This window comes from Dielma fastidiosa (assembly GCF_000313565.1).
Taxonomy (GTDB): Bacteria; Bacillota_I; Bacilli_A; order Erysipelotrichales; family Erysipelotrichaceae; genus Dielma; species Dielma fastidiosa.
Genome location: NZ_HE578924.1, coordinates 231304 through 253594, shown reverse-complemented (window position 1 = coordinate 253594; position 22291 = coordinate 231304). Strand labels below are relative to the sequence as shown.

Here is a 22291-nt window from a genome sequence, read left to right as displayed (position 1 = left end):
GTTCATTTACCGATCCGGTTTTATCATCATGCAGAGAAATTAGAAAGAGCAGTCAGATTACCGCATAATACCGTCGGTAAAGCCGTAGCTTATGAACTCTATGACCATGGTGAGTATTTCATCATTAAAGCGATCATTGAGGTGGAACCCAAAATGATAGTGACCAAAAAGGAAGCAGGCAGTATCGGTATCGATATCAATGTGGATCATATCGCGGTTGCCCACATCGATCGGCAAGGCAATCTGTGCAGACAGCAGATCCTGCCGATGAAGCTAAAGGGAAAGACAAGGAATCAGCGAAAGCATGAGATTGCGGAAACAGCGAGTAAGATCATTTATGAATGTGTGCGTACCCATAAACCATTAGTGATGGAAGCCTTGGACTTTAGTGATAAAAAGAGGAAACAGCGTTATCAGCCAAAAGGACTGAATCGAATGCTGAGTGAGTTTGCTTATTCACAGATCAGTGAAGCCATCGAGCGAAAAGCAGCTTATGAAGGAGTTGAAGTGATCAAAGTCGAACCAGCGTATACGTCACTGATAGGTAAATTGAAGTATGTACGGGATAAGGGAATGAGTGTGCATCAGGCAGCGAGTTATGTGATCGCAAGAAAAGGGATCGGATATAAAGAGAAGATCTTGAGAGAATATCGAGTATTCGTAAAAGAAAAGCAAACACAAACAGAGAAGTGGGCAGCGATTGGTAAGAAGATAGGAAAAGCGAGTATCAAAGAATGTCAGCTAACCGCCATATTAGCATTATTCAGATAATATAAAAAAATCAGTTCAATGAATCAAAGTAAATAGACCCAAACTAGAAGAAAAGGCTGTTTACTTGATGGAAATCATTGAACTGATAAAAAGAGTTCCTGTATGGATATGTTCAAGTGCGACTCCCATACCGGTAGGTAGAAGGAGAGAGACATTGAAATACAGGAAGGAACAGCGCCGCGAGAAAGGCAGCTGGGTGTCATCATTGATGGCATGATTTCCTGAAGGATTGAAGGAAATCATTTTCTTGTAAAATAATTTAGGGAATTTAGATTATAATAATCGTAATTCCCTAAAGTGAGGTACGCTATATTTAGATGTTAATCACTAAGTTATGAATTTAAAATCGTATTACTTGGCTTGTGATGCCGATAACTAAAATTGTATAAAATTATGTGTAATTGCAAAATTGGTAAATACAATACCGTGAAAAAATGATTAATCAATACAATGATATACAGAAAATAAACGGTTTTAAGAAAAGATTTAAACTTTTTAGTGAACTTGTATTTAGAATAGATATTAGACAAACTCTTGTATTGATAAAGATTTCTGTTGAATTATATGAGGAATTTTAGACTAAACGTGATTATAAACTTATGAATTTCTACATTGATTTGCTGAAACATAGAGGCAATAATAAAACATTGATTCAATATATTGAAACGAAGTTGACAAGCTTTTTGATCGAAGTTTTATGTGGCTGCACGCAGGTGATACTGTGTATTTGACTATGAAGAATATCGTATAGGGGATCGAAACGATGATATTCTTGATATATCAATTTTGAATCCGGAGAATGAACAGAAATCGTATATTCTATATTATTCAAATGATATTTTCCGTGAAAAAGCAGAAGATTTAATTGCTTATTTAAGTGAATATGATGAGAGAAGGTATTTGCATTTTCGAACAATGAGAATGGATGGGAAGAATTTTAAGTTAGATGATTAAATATAAAAAGATGGCAAAGTATAACCTTTATGTTATTGAATACCATCTTTTTACTTTATTAAGAAGCCGTTGAATGACAAAACTTTAATATTGATGAATTAATTTATTGTTCTTTCTAGTTCTTAAAATAAAATTTTGGGCATATCTTAGAATGATCCGATATTTCTTCTTTACATATCTCATGGGAATAAAATCCTCATGAAAATTTTGGAAATTTTCTGATAAAAAGATAATAAGCCCATTAAATCAGTCGTTTTGAGAATTGAAAAAATTAGGCGTAGGAAATATTAGGATTTAATGCATTCTTTTAATTATTGCTTTTTTATGTAAGGGTTTACAAATTTTCCACTTTTGGCGTGAAAAGGGTAGAAATCTTTGCACAAATTAGCTATACTATATCTAAGAAAGATCCGGGGGGATTTAATTATGAGACAACAAAATATGTTAGCTATGATCCTGGCAGGCGGGCGTGGAACACGCTTGGAAGCTCTGACTAAGAAAGTAGCAAAGCCAGCTGTTTTCTACGGCGGTAAATATCGAATTATCGATTTCCCGTTAAGCAACTGTGCTAACTCAGGCATCGACATCGTCGGTGTACTGACGCAATATGAATCAGTTCTTCTTAATTCATATGTTGCAGGCGGAACGCACTGGGGCCTTGATGCCAAAGACAGTGGCGTATTTGTACTGCCGCCGCGTGAAAAAGATCAGACTGAATTCAATGTTTATCGAGGAACAGCTGATGCGATTACACAAAATATCGATTTTATCGATGGTTACAATCCAGAATATGTACTGATTTTATCAGGTGACCATATTTACAAGATGAATTATGCTAAAATGCTGGCTCATCATAAAGCCTGCAACGCAGATTGTACGATTGCTGTATTGCCGGTACCGATGAAAGAAGCAAGCCGGTTTGGTATCATGAATACGGATGAAACTGACCGTATTATCGAGTTTGAGGAAAAACCGGCTCAGCCTAAGAGCAATCTTGCTTCAATGGGTATTTACATCTTTAATTGGAAGCTGCTTCGCAAAATGTTAGTAGCTGATGACGCAAATCCTAATTCAAAGCATGACTTTGGTAAAGATATTATTCCTACAATGCTGAATGACGGTAAACGTTTGTTTGCTTGGAGCTTCAGTGGCTATTGGAAGGATGTTGGAACGATTGACAGCCTTTGGGAAGCCAATATGGACTTGCTCAATAAAAATAATGAATTGGATCTGAATGATCCTGACTGGAAAATTTATACACAGGATTCTGCAGCGCGTCCGCATACGATCTGTGATCATGGATCAGTTTCACGTGCCTTTATTAATCAAGGCTGTGTGATTGACGGTAAAGTGAAGAATTCAGTATTATTTACAAATGTTACGGTTGAAAAAGATGCGGTTGTAAATGATGCTGTTGTATTCCCTAACGTCGAAATCGGCGAAGGGGCAGTAATTAACCGAGTTATTATTGCGGAAGGTATTAAGATTGCTGCCGGTGCCGTTGTTGGTGATCCGAAGAGCGATAAGATTGAGTTAATCGCTAAAAATGTGAGGTGAGCAGGATATGTGTAACGCTTTAGGTATTGTCACCTTTCCAGGTGCTAATGTTCAGGTAAATGGTTTAGAAGAATATCGTCCGGTGGGAGCTTTCTCATTTCTGGGACGTTATCGTATGCTTGATTTCCCGATTTCTAATATGACGAATTCGGGCATTGAACAAATTCAAGTTTATTTAAAAGAAAAGCCTCGTTCTGTAATTGAACATTTAGGAACAGGCCGTCATTACAATATTAATTCAAAACGCGGTGGTTTAAGAATTTTGTATGGTGAAAACAAACCAGAATCAAGTTTCTATAATCATGATATCGCAAGCTTTAAGGCTAATTTGAGTTATATTGAAGGTGCTAATTTCCAATATGTTATTTTGGCGCCAAGCTATATGGTTTACAGCATGGATTATGATAAGCTGCTGAATGAGCATATTGAGAGCGGTGCTGATGTTACTGTTGTATATAAGAGTGTTGATAATGCTAAGACTAACTTTATCAATTGCGATACTTTAAATTTGAATAAGCAAAGAGGTGTATTGTCTATTGATAAGAATCGCGGTAATTATAAAGCACGTAATATTTCAATGGAAACATATGTATTATCTAAAGAATTGTTTATTGATTTAATTCAGAAAGCTGTTAAAACCAGTTCTCTGTATTGGTTCAGAGATATTCTGAATGATGAATGTTCTGAATTGGATGTACGAGGTTATTCATTCCGTGGTTATCTGGCGGCAATTACTGATCTTACTGCTTATTATGAAGCAAATATGGAATTGATCAATATTGATACAGCAAATCAGATTTTCATGGAAGACTGGCCAATCTATACACGTACTAATGATTCTGCGCCTACTCACTATACGGATACTTCTTCTGTAATGCACGCGGTTATTTCTAATGGCTGCCGCATTGAGGGAACGGTAGAGAATAGTGTTATCGGACGCGGCTGTACAATCAAAGCGGGTGCTATTGTGAAGAACAGCGTTGTTCTGCCAGGCTGCTACATCGGTGAAGATGTTATCCTGGATAACGTTGTTGTAGATAAGAAAGCAAGAATCACACGTATGAAAGAAGTAGTAGGTATCTGCGGCTCTCCTGCGTATGTTCGGAGAGGAGATAAAATCTAATGGAAAGAATTCTGCTTGTAGCTGCTGAGGGACTGCCTTTTGTTAAGAGCGGCGGATTGGCGGATGTAATTGGTTCGCTGCCCTATGAGTTTAAGAAAAAAGGGTATGATGTTCGGGTAGTTTTACCGATGTATCGTAAAATCGCGTTGAATTGGCGCGATAAGATGACACATTTGCGTTCATATACGGTTAGTATTAATTATTCAGAAACACCGGTTAATTTGTATTATTACATCCTTGATGGTGTAACATTCTACTTTATTGAGAATGCTGGTTATTTTGAAAGAGAAGGACTGTATGGCTACATTGATGATGGTGAGCGTTTTGCTTACTATCAGAAGGCTGTTCTTGAAATGTGCAATCAGTTGGATTATTTCCCTGATATTATGCACACTCATGACTGGCATACAGGTATGATTCCTGCAATGTGCAAAGAAAATTACAATCATGATCCAAGATATCGTCATATTAAACATGTTTATACAATTCATAATCTAGCCTATCAGGGTAATTTCCCGGTTGAAATGCTGGAACCTTGTTTAGGATTAGGACATTATGTATTTGATAACGGTAATGTTCGTTTTGACGGCGGTATCAGCTTCATGAAATCAGGTATTGTTTATGCTGATAAAGTAACAACAGTATCACCATCTTATGCACAGGAAATCAAGACTCCGCAGTATGGCGAGCATCTTGAGACGGTTTTACGTTATCGTGAACCAGATCTGTGCGGTATTGTAAATGGTATTGATATTAATCTGTGGAATCCTAAAACAGACAATCTGATTGCATCTAATTACTCCCTGACAACTTATAAAAAAGGTAAGGGTAAGAATAAGACAGAATTGCAAAAGGAACTTGGTTTAACGGTTGATGAGAATGTGATGCTGATCAGTGTAGTATCACGTCTGACATGGCAAAAGGGTATTTATTTGATGATTGAACAATTATTTAATATTTGCTCACAGCCAATTCAGTTAGTTGTTCTGGGCAGCGGTGAAGCAGGCCTTGAGGAAAAACTGCGTGAAGCAGAAAATGCTAATAAGGGCAAGGTATGCTTCTATTGCGGATATAATGAGGCATTATCTCATAAAATCTATGCAGCTTCAGATTTATTCCTGATGCCGTCACTGTTTGAACCATGCGGTATTTCTCAGTTAATTTCAATGCGTTATGGTACATTGCCGCTGGTTAGAGAAACAGGCGGTCTTCGTGATACAGTACATGCTTATAATGAGTATACTCAGGAAGGCAATGGCTTCAGTTTTACGAATTATAACAGCAATGATATGATGCATGTTTTGTGGGAGGCAATTGATGTCTACTACAACCGTCCGGATATGTGGAAACAGATTGTTAAGAATGCGATGAAGACAGATGTATCTTGGTCTACATCAGCTGAATTCTATCTTGGTGTATTCCGCGAAATCGCTGGCTAAAATGATCGATTTAAAGGGTCTCACTGAAAAGTGGGATCTTTTTGTATATTAGCTAAAGGATTGACTAAATTCATTTAACAAGTAATAATGATAATTAGATAATGAATCAGAGAGGAATGGCTCATGAAAAAGAAAATATTAATAATGTTGGAATTACTGCTGGCAGGATTGTTTATTTTCAGTGCTTATAAAATTATGGTAATGAGTCAGAAAAGCAATGATTCTGAGGCTTATTATAATGAAATCAGAAATATCCAGAATAATGAACAGATTCATGATCAAGTATCACCTGTCGAAGAAATTCCATATAAAAAAGTATTGAAGGATCTGAAGGTAAGGAATGAAGATGTTTTAGGATGGATCAAAATTGACGAAACAAAAGTAGATTATCCGTTTGCTGCTGGTATAGATAATGCTTATTATTTGAGTCACTTAATTGATAAAACGGAAAACGAATATGGTTCGATTTTTCTGGATATGCGTAATAGTTCAGATTTCAGTGATCGTCACACGGTGCTTTATGGACATAATGCACTTAATGGCACGATGTTTGGCTCATTAAAAAAATATAATGATGATGCTTATTTAAAAGAACATCCTTTTATAACTATTCATCAGGAGAATCAAACGCTTGTTTATGAAATATTTGGCGCTGGAGAGATAAAGGTAACATCAGATATATATAAATTTGAATTTATTAATGATGATGCGTTTACTGAATTTACTCAAGCATTATGCACACAGTTAAATGTTGAAGCAGAACTGGATAGTGAGGATCAGATTTTAACACTCTCAACATGTACAGACTTTAATGATTCAAAACGATTTATTGTCTGCGCAAGGCTTATTGAAGTAAAATCAAACAATAATTAAGGCATGCCTGCTGAATTCGGCATGTCTTTTTATTTGTTAAGGGATGAGCAAATGATTTGAAGATTGCTTGATTGTGAGCTATAATCAACCATTTATGCTTATTTTAATGCTGAAAATGGAAGGGTTTGAAGCTTAAATCAGCGTTTTACCGATAAAGCGGAAAATACTCAAAAAGCTGCAAATAACGGCTTTTAAACGGTATTTATAGGAAAAACATGGGAATAAAAATTTAGTATAATATAGATGTAATCAAAAGAAACAATAAATATAAAAAAAGGAGGTATATCATGAAGCAGAACAGAATAACAAAAAGAATTTTAGCAGTTATGATGTCATTTCTCATGGCCTTCTCATCTATACAGGGTTATGTAAAAGCGGAAACTGAATCAATGAATACAGAAAATGAAGAAGAAGTAATAAATGTTAATGATTCAGAAGAAGAGTTAGACCCGGATTTTAATGTTGAATCGGAAGATGAGGAAGAGAGTAATAAAGATTTTGAAGATGAAATCATCGATGATTCAGCAACTGGCAGTGACACTGAGGAGAAAGAACCAGCTGCTACTGATACTGATGTCATTGATCCGGCAACCGGCAGTGATGCTGAGGCAAACACAGAAGAAATAATTACACCTGATACAGATATCGTATGGGAAGATGTAGAAGGTGCTCAGATTTATGGCTTGTTAGGAATGCAATATTACATGCGAAGCAATTTTGCGCTTTCAAATGGCGGCAATGATATTTCAGATATGATTGACGTACCATCGGCGAAGGCATCATTGAATGGTGTGACAATTCAGGAAGGAAATGATTATACCGTTAAGGGTGGTTCTACCTTTGAATTTAAATTTGAATGGCAGCCAGCCAGCGCAGATCAGACAATCCAGGCCAATGATTATTTTACAATAGATATTGCAACGATTTCTGGATTAAAGTACCGCAATCAAACTGATAGGACGGCATTGCGAATCTCTGGTATTGAAGTCGGTGATTATTATTTAACGTATGAGAATAGTGAATTAAAGTTTCATATTGAATTCAATGAAAACATTGTATATTTTCAGGATATCAGCGGTTTCTTTAAAGGCAGTTCAACATTTAAAGATGTAACTGAAGCAACCGTGAATGATTTATTTTTTATGGACAAATATTACGGTCAACTGACTGTTGAGAAAAAACCAGAAGTTGTAACTCCGCCAAGTACACCAAGCGGTACGGCGTGGAAGCCAAGCTTACCAAATAATTTTAATAAAGATGAAAAACCTTCATTAAAGAAAGATGTCAAATGGTTCGGTAATGATGCCCATCAAATTGAATATCGTGCAGGCTTTTTTGATTTAATTAAACAATATGAAGATGGAGATCCATTTAAAGGTCAAACTTATGAGAATGTGATTCTTGTTGATGAGTTAGATGCTAATCAGAAATATGTTAACGTCTACGGCAACGCACCTTTCTTTATTGAAATACCGATTTTCTATTACGGAACTAAAAATGCCGTTGGTTATCAAGGTACAAGCAATGAAGAGGTTGTGTTCAAATCTGGTACACAAGCTACTAATCAGCCTGGCATAGCAAGAAGTATTATAGATATTAATAGTGAAAATTTCCAGAATCTTACGAATAGTGATGGTGATGTAGCAGCATTAGTTGAACAGACACCAAGAAGCTGGGCAGTTATTACAACTGCGGCTAATACTCAACAGCTGATTATTAACTTTGGTAAGCTTGGATCATCAGAACCAAGTGAGGCTATCACAATGAATGATATAAATAGTGGTTGGAAACTGACTGACTATTATAAAACTTTGCAAGATAAGATAAAGACAGCTGAGAAAAACATTGAAGATTATAAAAATGATTCAAATTCACCATTGGCATTGCTTCGGACAAGATTAGTTAGTCTTAAGACTAATTATGAAAAAAAAGATTCATTGCTTACTTATCATGAGGAGCTTGATACATTTTTGAAAGCGGTTGAGGATTATATCAATGATCCTTCAATCTTAATAGTGCCGGTCTTAGCCGCCAACATTCAAGATATAGTACCTGATGCATCAGCTAATGTATTAGCGTCTTTGAATAATTATCGTAAAGATATCACTGTATACAACAATAACAAAGCTGCTTATATTCAAAAATGGCAGGATAGTCTTGATATTTATGAAAAAACGATAAAGTTTTATATCCCTGAAGGGATTCAGAATGATACAAATAAAAATGCAGATGCGCCAGTATATGGATTTATTATTAAATATCGTACTGAAGTCACAAATTTATCACAGGCTACCGTAACAAATAATGTTATGGTTAAGACGGGAACTGTGGAATATGAAAGCAGTATTATCGCAAAGCATAACTTCACAGCCGGTATCAAAGGTAATTATATCAATGGCGATGTTGTTTTAGTTAAAGCAGACAGTAAGTACGGATATAAAGAAGAGAATTTAGGTAATACGGCAGTTAAGGGTATGGCGGATGTCAAGTTTGAAGTTTATGAAGTTGGATCTGATACACCACTGCAGTTAATGCGTGCTTCTGATGGACACTATGTTTATATCGCTGGAAACCATACAGGTGATGCGAAATTTACAGAGACTTTGGTTACCGATGCTAACGGAGCTATTGCTATCAGTTCATTACCATCAATGGGTAATTACTATTTCAAAGAAGTAAGTAATCCAAATGGATATTATACTGGTCAAAATACAATGATTCCTTTCACGGTTGATAAAAATCAAATAACTTATAAGCTTGCGGAAAATGTTGCCCGTGCAATTACACTAACAAAAGTTGACGGTGATACTAACAAAGCTTTAGAAAAAGTTGAATTTGCATTATATGATCAAACGACTGGCAGTGAATTAACCGGCTTCACAAAATCTGAAGGTGCATATATCTATGACCAAAAAGGTAGTGCAAAACTGCTTACTGATGCAAAGGGGTTGCTTCAGATTCGCAATCTTCCAGCCGGCAGCTTCTACTTAAAAGAAATTAAGCCTTTAGATGATTATAAGCCATTAGAAGATACAAGCAATTATTTCCCATTTGAGTTATCCTTAGGTTTGCCTGAGGATGGCGGTAAAATTATTGAAATCAACAATGGCAATGCAATCAAAAATTATAAAGAAGATGTTGAAGAACAGCTGTATGACCTAAAGGTTATTAAAAAGGGCAGTGATGATGTTGTACTGCCAACTGTAAAATTCGATTTATATACAGCTGCTGACAATCAATTAGTAGGCAGTTATGTAACAGAGGCGGATGGTACATTTACAGTCAGCAATTTATCAGCCGGCAGTTATTACCTTGTTGAGACACAGGGAGCTGACGGATATGATTATGATTCAAGCATTCATTATAATGTAACACTTAGCGGTGATGAAACAGTGATTACTAAAACGATCATCAACGAAAAGAAGAAGGCACCGGTTGATCCAACTGATCCAACAGACCCTGTTGATCCAGGCAGACCTTCACGGCCTGATCCAGATAAACCAACGATGGATATTCCTGAGGGGGATGTACCTCTAGGCCCTGGTGAAGAAATCGTCGATATTATTGATGAGGATGTACCTCTATCTGACGGCGGCGCCAATGCTTTTGTTGAAATAGAAGATGAAGAAGTACCGCTGGGGGCAGGTGTTGAGGTTCCAAATACAAAAGACAGTTTGTATTTTTGGATTCCAGTTCTGGCGCTGTCAGCTTTAGGCATTATGCTGTTAAATGTATTGCGCAGAAAATGTGCAGAATAGAAATTGAAGGACAGGTCTAAGATCTTGTCCTTTTCTTTTTATGCAATCTGATTAAAACAATTCATAATGCCTGCATATTATAAAAAGAGCATTGGCTGCGATAATTTTAATTGTTGTAAAATGATTGAAAAATGAACAGGATATTGTATAATTAAAATAAATGGTAAGGATAGAAGAAAGGACGGTCTGTGATGAAAGAATTTATGCAATTAAAAAAAGTAGGCGTCGTATTGCTTTCAGCGCTGCTAATGGCAGGCTGTACCTCAGGTAACATTGATAACACTGATCAAACGGTGGTAAATATCACTGATGAAGAAGTGCCGTTGTCAGGACGTGCAGGCAAGGTTGAAGTGCTTGTGCCGACAGCTTCTAATCAGTCAGTAAAGAAAAATGATTATGCATTGCTGGATTATTCAAATAGTTCTCAGGGATATGTAATGCTTAAATATCTGAAAGCAGTTGATAAGAAAATTAAAGTTCAGGTAAGCTTGAATGAAGGAACGGTATATACTTATAATTTGAATTCCAGATCTGAATATGAGGTTTTCCCGTTAACGCAGGGAGATGGCTCCTATAAGATTCAGGTGTTTGAAAATATATCGGGTACTAAATATATTCAGGTATTTTCAGAGACGGTCGATGTGAAGCTTACAGATGAATTTTCTCCATTCCTTTATCCAAATCAGTATGTAAATTTCTCAGCTTCAAGTGAGGCGGTTAAGCTTTCTAATACAATGAATAAACAGGCGGTAACTGATCTTGATGTAATTAAAAATGTATTTGATTATGTAACAGATACGATCAGTTATGACTATGATAAAGCTAAAACAGTTCAATCTGGTTATCTGCCTGATGTGGATAAGGTCTTAAAAGATAAAACCGGCATCTGTTTTGATTATGCGGCTTTAATGACAGCTATGCTGCGCAGTCAGGGCATTCCAACTAAACTGGTAATTGGTTACAATAAGGATGTTTATCATGCATGGATTTCTGCCTATACGAAGGATAATGGCTGGATTGACAGTGTAATTAGTTTTGATGGTAATAAGTGGACGATGATGGATCCGACTACGGCTTCTACCATCGGTAAAAATAAGCCGATTGACCCAAATAATTATCAGGGTAAATATACTTACTAGGAGGGTGGTGCTGCTATGCAGTCACAATGCAGGCTTAGTTCTGAGCGGCTGGCAGTTTTCTGCCTTGAAATGGGGATGCTGGTGCGTTCAGGAGTAGATTTGTCAGCGGCATTAAATGCATTAGGGGCTGATGCCGCATCATCACTTGAACGTGATTTATATCAGTCAATTCATCAACAAATGGAAGCAGGTGCTTCCTTTTCTGAGGCACTGGCAGCAGCCGGTGCTTTTCCTGATACGTTGGTATGGATGATTCAGCTCGGTGTTGAGAGCGGTGATTTGAGTCTGATTTTAGATTCAATGTATGATTATTATACGCGTGAAGCTGAATTGGAAAAAGAAATAAAAAATGCCTGTGTGTATCCGCTGATCATGCTGGCGATTATGACGGCTGTATTATTCTTAGTCGTATATAAGGTTCTGCCAGTATTTAACGGTGTATTTCTACAGATGGGAATCAGCTCACCGGCTTGGCTTGTACTCTTGATGGAGATCTTTCATGTCGTTGTTAGCCTGCTGATCATTTTGTGTGTGCTTTTAGGAGCTGGATTGATCATTGTGGGTTTTGAATCAAAGATGGGCGGCAAACAGCTATTGACCTCATGGATCAAACGAGTTTTTATCCGGTCAAAAATTAATAAATGGTCGGATATCGGTCGTTTTTATTCAATTATGGAGCTGTGTGTACGCTGTGGCTTACCAATGGAAAAGGCATTTACTTTTATGCTGCAGCTGATTACGCATCCTCAGCTTCAAGAGAAAGTGAAGCAGTGCCAGATTGAGTACAGTCAGGGTAAATCAATCAGTGATTGTGTTGATGAAATGCAGCTGCTTACACATGCAGAAAGCTGTCTGCTGCATCTGGGTGAACAGAGCGGTGAGGCGGCAATGGTATATCGCCGGATTTCTGACACATATATGAAAAAAGCAGCAGAAAAGATTAATGAGACAGTGAATCTACTTGAACCATTGCTGGTTGGCCTTATGTGCTTCATGGCAGGGTCAATTTTGATTGCTTTAATGCTGCCGCTGATGAATGCCATGCTTGTAATAGGCGGTGCTTAAGATGTTTTCTAAAAGAGTGATGCTGGCTGTTGCTTCCGCATGTTTAATCATTGGTTTATTTGGATTTGAATTTAACATGTTTTCTAAGCAGCAGAAAGCTGAGAGTAAGCAAAATCTGATTCATTCACTAAATGACGCGGCAATCCACTGTTATGCGGTAGAAGGAAGATTTCCGCCGTCTCTGGATTATTTGTGTGAAACATATGGCATTTATTATGATCATGAGGCTTATACTGTTTTTTATGAAATATTTGCCTCAAATATGATGCCGGATATTACCGTGATTGACCGGGAGGCACAATAATGAAAAAGCAGCGAACCAGTACACAGTTTATGTCTCTGCTTTTGTATTGCCTTTTTGCGGTGTGCGCGTGTATGATGGTTGCGTTAAGCGCTCAGGCATATCAGCAGCTGCAGAAAAACAGACAGAATGATTTAAATACAATGAATGTATTTTCTTATATTAATAATAAATTAAGGGAAAATGATGTTGAAAAGGGAGTTACTGTTTTAAATATTGATCAATGCAGCGTACTCAAGCTGACAAGTGTTGAAGGAGATTTTGAAACAGCGACATATATTTATAGCAAAGACGGCATGCTTTATGAAATATATGCGGCAGCTGATATTGAAGTAAGTCTTGATGACGGACAGCCTTTGCTGGCGTGCAGTCAGCTGTCTTTTGAATTATCTGAGTCATCGGTGATTATTTATTATGAAACCGCGGATCAGAATGTGCAGACAATGACTAAATATTTAAGGGCAGGTGAATGAGATGCGAAAATTCCTGCGTGAACATCTGCAGCTGATGGAGCTGCTCATTTGTATCTTATTTTTTATGGCTGGTTCATTGATGGCCGTTTCACTGTTTCTCCGTGCCTCACAAGTTGAGAAGCAGAGTCAGGAATTGCAGTCAGCGGTAAATGCAGCCCAACAACAGGCAGAGCTATTAAGAATCAGCGATGAGTTAACTGAACCGCATCTTTATTATGATGCAGGCTGGCAGCCATGCGATGCCGATGATGCAGTGTATCGGCTGGATATTAGTTCACAGCGTGAGCATGTCTTGTCTTTATCGGTATATCGGCTGACTCATGAGGAAGCTGAATTAATTTATTCAATGGAGACAGGGGGACGGTTATGAAAAAGCATCGCATTACCCTTGTTGGCAGTTCATGTCTGCTGTTGGTATTTACAATTTTGATTTTAGATGTATTGGCGATGTCGGCTTATCTGAATGCTGTCAGTGATCAGCGTATGAGTCAGCGTTACGCGGCATCCATCAGTGCTTACTACGCGGCTGATGCCAAGGCGTCTGAGCTGTATCAGCAAATCATCAAAGAAACTCAAGCGCTGCCAGAGGCATGCGGTCTGCTGCAGAATCAGGGAATTGAGTGTCAGGCTGATGATGAAAGCTTGACATATTATATCGATATTGACGCGTCACGGCTGTTGAAGGCACAAGTCAAAATGGAGCTTACAGATAAACGGATCATCGGCTGGCAGGTCATCGTTAAGGATGAAGAGCTGGATCAGGATTATCCGCTTTGGCAAGGAGAGAATTAATATGGAACTTATTGATATTTTAACAGCGGCTGTTAATCAGGGAGCTTCGGATATTTTCTGTGTAGCCGGTTCACAAATCAGATTAAAAATCAGTGAACAAATGGTTATATACAGTGATGAATTGCTGAAAGCATCGGATTGTTCGGAATTAGTTAAAACAGTGTATCAGTTGGCAGACCGTAACCTTAATCTATTATTTGAAAAGCAGGAGGATGATTTTTCCTTTTCCTTATCAAATTTGGCTCGTTTCCGCATTAATGCTTATCTGCAGCGTGGTTCACAGGCTTTGGTTATTCGTGTCATTCGATATAACTTACCAGATTATCGTGAAATAGGTATCCCTGAGCGAGTTATGGAGCTTACTCAGCTGCATAAGGGACTGGTGCTGATTACAGGAACCGCTGGCAGCGGCAAATCGACAACCTTAGCTTGTATGATTGATGCTATCAATGCTCAGCGCAGCGGTCACATCATCACCCTTGAAGATCCTATTGAATATTTGCATCATCATAAAAAAAGCCTTGTCAGTCAGCGTGAAATCGGTGTTGATACAGGCAATTACGCTTCAGCATTGGCAGCGGCTATGAGGCAGGCTCCAGATGTGATTCTGCTTGGTGAAATGCGTGATTATGAAACGATTAAAAACGCGATGACAGCAGCGGAGACCGGACATTTGATCTTCTCGACTTTGCATACCTTTGGAGCTGTTAATGCCATTGACCGCATCATTGATGTATTTCCGCCTCAGCAGCAAGCACAGATACGGGTTCAGCTTTCCATGTCCTTAAAGGCAATCATCTCACAGCAGCTGATTCCTTGCCTTCAAGGCGGAGTCATTCCAGTATTTGAAATCCTGCCGATCAATACAGCAGTCGCAAACTTAATTCGTGATGGTCGTACTAATCAAATTCAGACAATTCTGACATCAGCGGGCACAGCCAATGGCGGTACGATGGACAGTAATCTATATCAATATTACAAAGCGGGAAAAATCAGTCTTGAGGACTGTCTGCGCTGCTGTGAAAATATCGATCAGATGAAAAAGCGGATTGGTGAATAATCCAAGGGTATTTCACTTAAATTATCTTGTGATTGAATTGACATATTGATTTTACTTATTGCTCGGTAGGTGGGTTAGTGTTATAATAAGCGTGTAAATTAAGGAGGATTTTTGTTATGGCAAAAAGAACTGTAAGAGATTTAGATGTTGCAGGCAAACGCGTAATCGTTCGTGTCGATTTCAACGTACCTAGAAAAGACGGCGTGATTACAAACGACAACCGAATCGTTCAAGCATTACCTACAATCAAGTATCTAGTTGAAAATAAGGCAAGAGTCATTTTGATGTCTCACTTAGGCAAAGTAGATCATAAAGATCCTGAAAAATGCGAAGCTGACAAGAAGAAAAACAACATGGAAGTTGTGGGCAAGCGCCTTGCGGAATTAGTTGATACAAAGGTTACTTTTGTACCAGTTACCCGCGGTGAAGAATTAGAAAAAGCAGTTGCTGATCTGAAAGACGGCGAAATCGTATTGATGCAGAATACCCGTTATGAAAAGGGTGAAAGCAAGAATGATCCTGAATTAGCTAAATATTGGGCTTCATTAGGTGATTTATTTGTTGAAGATGCATTTGGTTCAGTTCACCGTGCCCATGCGTCTACGGCAGGTATTCCTTCAATTCTGCCATCAGCATTAGGTTTCTTAGTAGAAAAAGAAGTTAAAATGCTGGGTGCTGCTGTTGATACACCAGTACATCCTTTCGTTGCTATCATCGGCGGTGCAAAAGTATCTGATAAGATCGCTGTTGTTGACAACCTGCTGAAAATCGCTGATAAAGTTATCATCGGCGGCGGTATGGCTTATACTTTCTTAAAGGCTCAGGGTCTTGAAGTTGGTAAATCATTAGTTGAAGAAGATAAGATTGAATTAGCAAAAGAATACTTGGCTAAGGGCGGCGATAAGCTGGTTCTGCCAGTTGACCACGTATGCGCAGATGCATTTGCTGAAGATGCAAATACAAAGGTTGCTGATAATGATGCAATCCCTGCAGATATGATGGGTCTGGATATCGGTCCTAAGACAATCGCGCTTTATAAAGAAACACTGGCTGGTGCTAAGACTGTTGTATGGAATGGCCCAATGGGTGTATTTGAAATGAAACCATTTGCTAAAGGTACATTAGAAGTATGTACAGCAATCTCTGAATTACCTGGCGCTACAACTGTAATCGGCGGCGGTGATTCTGCGGCAGCTGCTATCCAATTGGGATTTGCTGAAAAATTCTCACACATCTCTACTGGCGGCGGTGCATCACTTGAATATATGGAAGGAAAAGAATTACCGGGTATTGCGGTAATCGCGGAAGCTTAATTATGAGAAAACCTATTATTGTCGGAAACTGGAAGATGAATAAAACAATCGCGGAAGCAGTTGAATTCATCAATGCCGTTGATCCTTTTTGCCATGATGGCGCTACATATGGTGTAGCAACTTCATTCCTTGCGTTGAACGACGCTAACAAAGCAGCTAAAAACTTAATCGTTGCTGCTGAAAACTGCCACTTTGAAGACAATGGTGCATTCACTGGTGAAGTTTCAGTTCCTATGCTGGAAGAAATCGGTGTTAAATACTGCATCATCGGTCACTCAGAACGCCGTCAAATGTTTGGCGATACTGATGAAACAGTAAATAAAAAAGCTAAGAGACTGATCAAAGCTGATATTACACCTATCGTTTGTATCGGTGAAACAGAAGCTCAGTTTGATGCTGGTGAAACTGAAAAAGTTATCCGTGATCAATTAACTGGCAGTTTAGCTGATTTATGCCCTAAATGTGTAGAAAATCTGGTAATTGCTTATGAACCAATCTGGGCTATCGGCACAGGTAAATCAGCAACTAAAGAAATCGCTCAAAACTGCTGTCACATCGTGCGTGATCAAGTAGCTAAAATGTATGGCGATGAATGTGCTTCTAAAGTACGTGTTCAATATGGCGGTTCAGTTAAACCTGAAAACATTAAAGAATACATGGCAATGGAAGACATCGATGGTGCATTAATCGGCGGTGCTTCATTAAAGGTTGATTCATTTAAAGAATTAATTGAAAAAACTCGCTAATTGAAATACTTAAAGGATCGTGAAAACTCATGATCCTTTTTTTGCGGCCTTAAATGGCTCACTTAACATGATTAGCTTATGTAAAATCAGTCTATTATAATTCTTAACCAAACTATTTAGGAAGATAAATGTCCCACTTAGGAAGAGTTCATTTTTAAACAATACGTCTTTTGTTAAAATTTACATAAAGTGGTGTATCTAAAGTAAATATCATAATCGGCAGGCAGAACCGGCAATTAAATTACAGCGGTGAAACATTAAAATTGATTCAGATTAAAGGAGGGGTTAGAGTAGCATTGTTCACTGATTGTTGATGGTTTCTGTTAGTGCTGAATGATTTTTCACACCCTTGCAAAAAGGCGTAAATCCTTAAAAAACTATTCTGTGAGGAGGCTCTGATATGTTTGAAAAAATAGTAGATATGTTTATCAGCTTTGGACAGCGGCATAAGCGGCTGCGTTTTATGGCTGTCATTGTGTTGTTTTTAGTATGTTGTGGAAATACCCTATACACTTATGTTCAGGGAATTCAGAAAAAATTAAGGGAAAGCTTTTTAATTAAAGAAAGGGAGGAGATATCGATTATCAATCGAAGAAGCTATCGTTTAACGGCAGCAGCATTAAGTCTCTGTATGTGTTTGAGTCTGACGCCAACGGTATTAGCTAATCAAGAGGAACTGCCTTTAGACCAAGATAACACTTCAGAAGCAGAGTTAGCCGAATCTAATCGGGGGGGGGGTATTAATCCCTTAGAAAATACTGAAAATGGTTTAAATACAGTATCAACAGCTTATGAAACTGCGGTATCACACTTCATGGCATTGCCTGCAAGTGAAAGTATTGCAGAGATAACGTCAGAGGAAGAAATTAATGTTATACTCAAACAAATTGATGCAGCTATGACAGCCTTTGAAGCTTTAAGTGAGGAAGAAGCAAAGCAATTTAGTGAGGAACACAGCGATCTGCTTATGGCTGTTACTTCGCTGAATGAAGCAATTACTGGTACGCGTCCGGTAATATTGAACGAGAATGAAATTGAAGTTAATAATGCTGAGGGATTTCAATCAGTAATTTCATCAGCAAATGATGGAGATACGTTAAAGCTTACGCAAGATATTGATCTTGGGAATACAAGTATTGTAATTAACAAACCATTGATTATTAATCTAAATGGACATACGATCTCTCAGAGCAGGGGTAATGCAATCACATTTTCTGCTGATTCAACGCTAACTATCACTGATACAGCCACTGGCGGAAAAATAACTTCAACCGGAGCTTCAGGGCAGGCTGTTTATAATGGAGGTTCAGGTACAATTTTAATAGAGGGTGGTACATTAGAAGCAACAGGCGACAGCAGCAGAGTTATTTACAACAGCAGCACTGGCACTATAATAATTAATGGAGGTATAGTGTCATCAAATGCTCAATATGAAGGCATAGCGGTCTATAATTATGATGATGGTGAAATTGAAGTAAATGGCGGTACAGTAGAAAATCTTTCTACGATGGGGCCAACTGCAATCTATAATTATGCTGATGGCAAAGTCACTGTTACAGGCGGCAAGGTTGAATCAAAGGGTAATCCAACTAGCGCGATTTATAACCACTCCAACGGAAGTATTAAAATATCCGGCGGGGAAGTAATTACGACAGATGGAATCAGTAGTTATACAATCGCTAATTATTCTTCAGGTTCAGTAGAAATCAGCGGCGGCATTATTTCGGCTTTGAAGGGTACTGTAATTCTTAATTCAACAGATGGCAATATTAAAATATCAAGTGGTACAGTATCAGCGAGTGCTGGTTATGCAATTTACAATAGATCTCTTGGTACGGTTAATATCAGCGGCGGTACAGTATCAGCCAATATAAAACATACAATCTATAATGTTTCTGCCGGTAAAATAACTATCAGCGATGTGGCAAAAGTTACCAATGCTTCTAATGGCAGCAGTGCGATTTATCTTAATGCCGTGCCGTCACCAGCGGCAATAATTCTTGAAGTAAATGGTGGTACAGTAGAAAATACATCAGTTCCTCAAGGCTATTCAGTATATTTCAATACAAATGGCACAGGGGTAACCTATGATAATCTAAATAATTATTATAATAAAACAAGTGGTACAGTTGGCAAGGTTTTCCCAACTCAACAAATTGCTGGTGCTGTTGACGTTATATCGAGTGAAGGTCTTATAAAAGATTCTTACGCTAGTCTTGCTGATGCGATAGAAAATGCAAATTCCGGCGATACGTTAAAGATTAATTCAAACATTGATCTTGGTAGCACTGGCGTAAAGATTTCTGGCAAGACCCTTACAATTGATTTAAACGGAAAAACCGTTTCTAGCAATGCTGTCTTTGGTACGATACAATTAGAAAATAATGCGAGTCTTACAGTGACTGACAGCTCTATGGATAAAATAGGTGTATTGATAGGTGCATCTGCAGCCATCATGAATTTGGGCACTGGGGATATCAAAATCAATGCCGGCAAAGTCGCAGTGTCAGGAGCAGGTTATGCAATATATAACAATGGAAGTGGTACGATCACAATCAATGGCGGTACAGTTTGCGCAGAAACTTCTAGTGGTATTGCAATCACTGCATCAGCCTCTAGTCAAATTGTAATCAATGGTGGTATTGTATCGGGCATAATACCTGATTCAATATCTCCGGCTATTGTTTCAGTGGTTGTTTCTCCGAAAGACAAAAAAGTAAATGTCGGGAAAACACAACAATTTAATGCTATTGTCAGTAGTATAAATATTTCTGATCTATCAGTGACTTGGTCTGTTTCCGGCAACGAGAAATCCGGTACAACAATCAGTAATACTGGCCTTTTAACCATCGCAGAAGATGAGACTGCATCAACACTGACCGTAAAAGCCACCTCAAATGCCGATTCAAGTAAATCTGGCAGCGCAAAAGTGACAGTTCCACCCGATACTACTGCACTTGATACGGCAATTACCGCAGCAATTCAAGCAAAGAATAACGTAACTGTCAGCAATCAGCCTGCTTCGTCGGTTTCAAGTGGTACTAAGTTTGTCACAACAGCTGAAATGAAGGCACTCACTGATGCAATTAGTGAAGCTGAGGATGCAATAGACACAGTGACAACTTTATCAGAAGTTCAAGATGCAATAGATGCGCTGGACACAGCTGTTGATACTTTTAAGGCGGCAATTAAAACAGGAACCTATACTGCTTCAAGCGGCGGCAGCAGACCTTCAAGCAAACCATCCACGGATGAAACACCAAGCACCATTACAGAAGGTGAGATTAAGGTGGAAGGTAATGTTGACGAGAGCGGCAATACAATTGTTACACTCCCTGAACAGATTATTAAAGATGCTGTAAAACAAGCTGAAGCAGAAGCAAAGGAAAACGGCGATCCAAAAAGCGGTATCTCGCTTGTGATACATGTTGATACCAATAATTTGACAGGCAGCGGTGTTACTGTCAATTTACCTAAGGTTACGCAGGAAACGATAATTAATAAAAAAATTGTGAATACGGTGCTTGTATTAGATAATCCGGATATTCAGATAGATATGAATCTAGTGGCAATAAAAGAAATTTATCGTCAGGCAAAGGCAGATGTGAATATTACTGTTGTCAAACAAGATAATAATAAGCTCACAGCCAGTATTAAGCATTTAATTGGTGAACGTCCGGTATTTAGTTTGACTGCTTCATATGGCAGCAAACGTGTGTCAGATTTTGGTACTGGCTTGGTTTCAGTAACTATACCGTATACTTCACAAGCTGGCGAAAAAGCGAGTGATGTATTTGCTGTTTATATTGATGAAGTGGGGAATGCGGCGGCAATTGCAAATTCTGTATATGATGCAGAAAATAAACTATTACGTTTCACTACCAATCATTTCTCATTATATGGAGTGGGTTATAATGCAGCGGCTAACTTTAATGATATCTTAAATCATTGGGCCAAGGATGACATTCAGTTTATGGTGAACCGTGGTTTATTAGCGGGCACGAATGATGTTAGCTATAGTCCTGATGCCGCTGTAAGCAGGGGAACACTTGCTGCTATATTGGGCAGAATGGCTAATGCGGATATCAGCGGTTATACAAAGAGCAGTTTTACCGATGTAAAGAAGGATGCCTATTACATGGGTTATGTGGAATGGGTAAATACAAAAGATATAATGAGCGGTAAAACATCAGCTGCCTTTGCTCCTGATTCAGCAATAACCCGTGAAGAAATGGCATTGATCTTATTCAATTACACGAAGGCAATGAAAATGAATTTACCGGCTATCTATGCTGAAAATATCTTCGCGGATGCTTCAAAAATTTCTGCTGAGGCAGCAGATGCAGTAAAGCAGCTGCAGATGGCCGGTATCCTGGCTGGTAAATCAGAGAATAGGTTTGATCCGCAGGGAATCGTGACTAGAGCAGAAGTATCCGCTATAATTCATCGTTTTATTAAGCTGACAATGAATGGAACGCTTGATCAGGGCTGGACTCAAAATGATGCCGGTCAGTGGATGTACTTTGAAAACGGGACTGCTGTTAAAAATCAGATTAAGAACATCGATGGAAAAGACTACAAGTTTGATATTTTTGGTATAGCAACAGTAATATCAGCTTCAAAACCACAGGCAGATACACCTGAAAAGAATAAAGAGACATATACAGTTAAATTTGGTGATTGTTTCTGGAGTATCGCAAGAATGTATAATGTGGATATGTATACATTGGCTGTTAGCAATGGAAAAACACTTTCAACCATAATTTATCCAGGCGAAATTTTGATTATCCCCCAACAATAATAAGCAGAAAAGATTTTTATAGGAAGGTGTCATAGCACTTATGCCCTTCCTTTTTACTGGCTTTAAGTATTATTTCAGCATGGATGTTCGAAAATAGAACTAAAAATGACGCTGCTTGCTATGAAA

Annotated in this window: 16 protein-coding genes; all 16 read left to right on the top strand. The window is 38.2% G+C overall.

The features are described from left to right. Positions 1–771 (top strand): IS200/IS605 family accessory protein TnpB-related protein (locus DAHG_RS18800; RefSeq protein WP_022937179.1); only part of this gene is annotated, 771 nt, incomplete at its 5' end. A 1380-nt stretch (positions 772–2151) separates the two neighbouring features. Then, the gene (locus DAHG_RS04700; protein WP_022937176.1) at positions 2152–3282 is read left to right on the top strand and encodes a glucose-1-phosphate adenylyltransferase; all 1131 of its coding nucleotides are present in this window, start codon (positions 2152–2154) and stop codon (positions 3280–3282) included. A 7-nt stretch (positions 3283–3289) separates the two neighbouring features. Beyond that, on the top strand, positions 3290–4405 hold the full coding sequence (glgD, locus tag DAHG_RS04695; RefSeq protein ID WP_022937175.1) for a glucose-1-phosphate adenylyltransferase subunit GlgD: 1116 nt from the start codon (positions 3290–3292) through the stop codon (positions 4403–4405). Next, the gene (gene glgA, locus DAHG_RS04690; RefSeq protein ID WP_022937174.1) at positions 4405–5844 is read left to right on the top strand and encodes a glycogen synthase GlgA; all 1440 of its coding nucleotides are present in this window, start codon (positions 4405–4407) and stop codon (positions 5842–5844) included. The genes glgD and glgA overlap by 1 nt, the downstream gene beginning before the upstream one ends. A 123-nt stretch (positions 5845–5967) precedes the next feature. Beyond that, positions 5968–6717: a class B sortase gene (gene srtB, locus DAHG_RS04685; protein ID WP_022937173.1), complete on the top strand. Its 750-nt coding sequence runs from the start codon at positions 5968–5970 to the stop codon at positions 6715–6717. Between the two features lie 287 nt (positions 6718–7004). Continuing rightward, positions 7005–10475, top strand: a complete 3471-nt coding sequence (locus tag DAHG_RS04680; RefSeq protein ID WP_022937172.1) for an MSCRAMM family protein — start codon at positions 7005–7007, stop codon at positions 10473–10475. Positions 10476–10666: 191 nt separating this feature from the next. Next, positions 10667–11614 carry a transglutaminase-like domain-containing protein gene (locus tag DAHG_RS04675; protein ID WP_022937171.1) on the top strand — a complete coding sequence of 316 codons (948 nt, stop codon included), beginning with the start codon at positions 10667–10669 and terminating at the stop codon, positions 11612–11614. A gap of 15 nt (positions 11615–11629) precedes the next feature. Next, positions 11630–12679 (top strand): type II secretion system F family protein, encoded by a 1050-nt coding sequence (locus tag DAHG_RS04670; protein WP_022937170.1) that lies wholly within the window; start codon positions 11630–11632, stop codon positions 12677–12679. Position 12680: 1 nt separating this feature from the next. Next, positions 12681–12983, top strand: coding sequence for a hypothetical protein (locus DAHG_RS04665; RefSeq protein WP_022937169.1), 303 nt, complete (start codon positions 12681–12683; stop codon positions 12981–12983). Continuing rightward, a complete protein-coding gene (locus DAHG_RS04660) occupies positions 12983–13453 on the top strand; it encodes a DUF4860 domain-containing protein (protein ID WP_022937168.1) in 471 nt (156 codons plus the stop codon). Before DAHG_RS04665 ends, DAHG_RS04660 begins: the two co-directional genes overlap by 1 nt. A 1-nt stretch (position 13454) precedes the next feature. Further along, entirely contained in the window at positions 13455–13823 is a 369-nt protein-coding gene (locus DAHG_RS04655; protein ID WP_022937167.1) for a hypothetical protein, read from the top strand. Continuing rightward, a complete protein-coding gene (locus tag DAHG_RS04650) occupies positions 13820–14245 on the top strand; it encodes a hypothetical protein (RefSeq protein WP_022937166.1) in 426 nt (141 codons plus the stop codon). The genes DAHG_RS04655 and DAHG_RS04650 overlap by 4 nt, the downstream gene beginning before the upstream one ends. Position 14246: 1 nt before the next feature. Beyond that, positions 14247–15305: a type IV pilus twitching motility protein PilT gene (locus DAHG_RS04645; RefSeq protein WP_022937165.1), complete on the top strand. Its 1059-nt coding sequence runs from the start codon at positions 14247–14249 to the stop codon at positions 15303–15305. A 116-nt stretch (positions 15306–15421) separates the two neighbouring features. After that, a complete protein-coding gene (locus tag DAHG_RS04640) occupies positions 15422–16618 on the top strand; it encodes a phosphoglycerate kinase (protein WP_022937164.1) in 1197 nt (398 codons plus the stop codon). A gap of 2 nt (positions 16619–16620) precedes the next feature. Continuing rightward, positions 16621–17364: a triose-phosphate isomerase gene (tpiA, locus tag DAHG_RS04635; protein ID WP_022937163.1), complete on the top strand. Its 744-nt coding sequence runs from the start codon at positions 16621–16623 to the stop codon at positions 17362–17364. A gap of 400 nt (positions 17365–17764) precedes the next feature. Next, positions 17765–22165: an S-layer homology domain-containing protein gene (locus DAHG_RS04630; protein WP_022937162.1), complete on the top strand. Its 4401-nt coding sequence runs from the start codon at positions 17765–17767 to the stop codon at positions 22163–22165. Positions 22166–22291 lie beyond the last annotated feature (126 nt).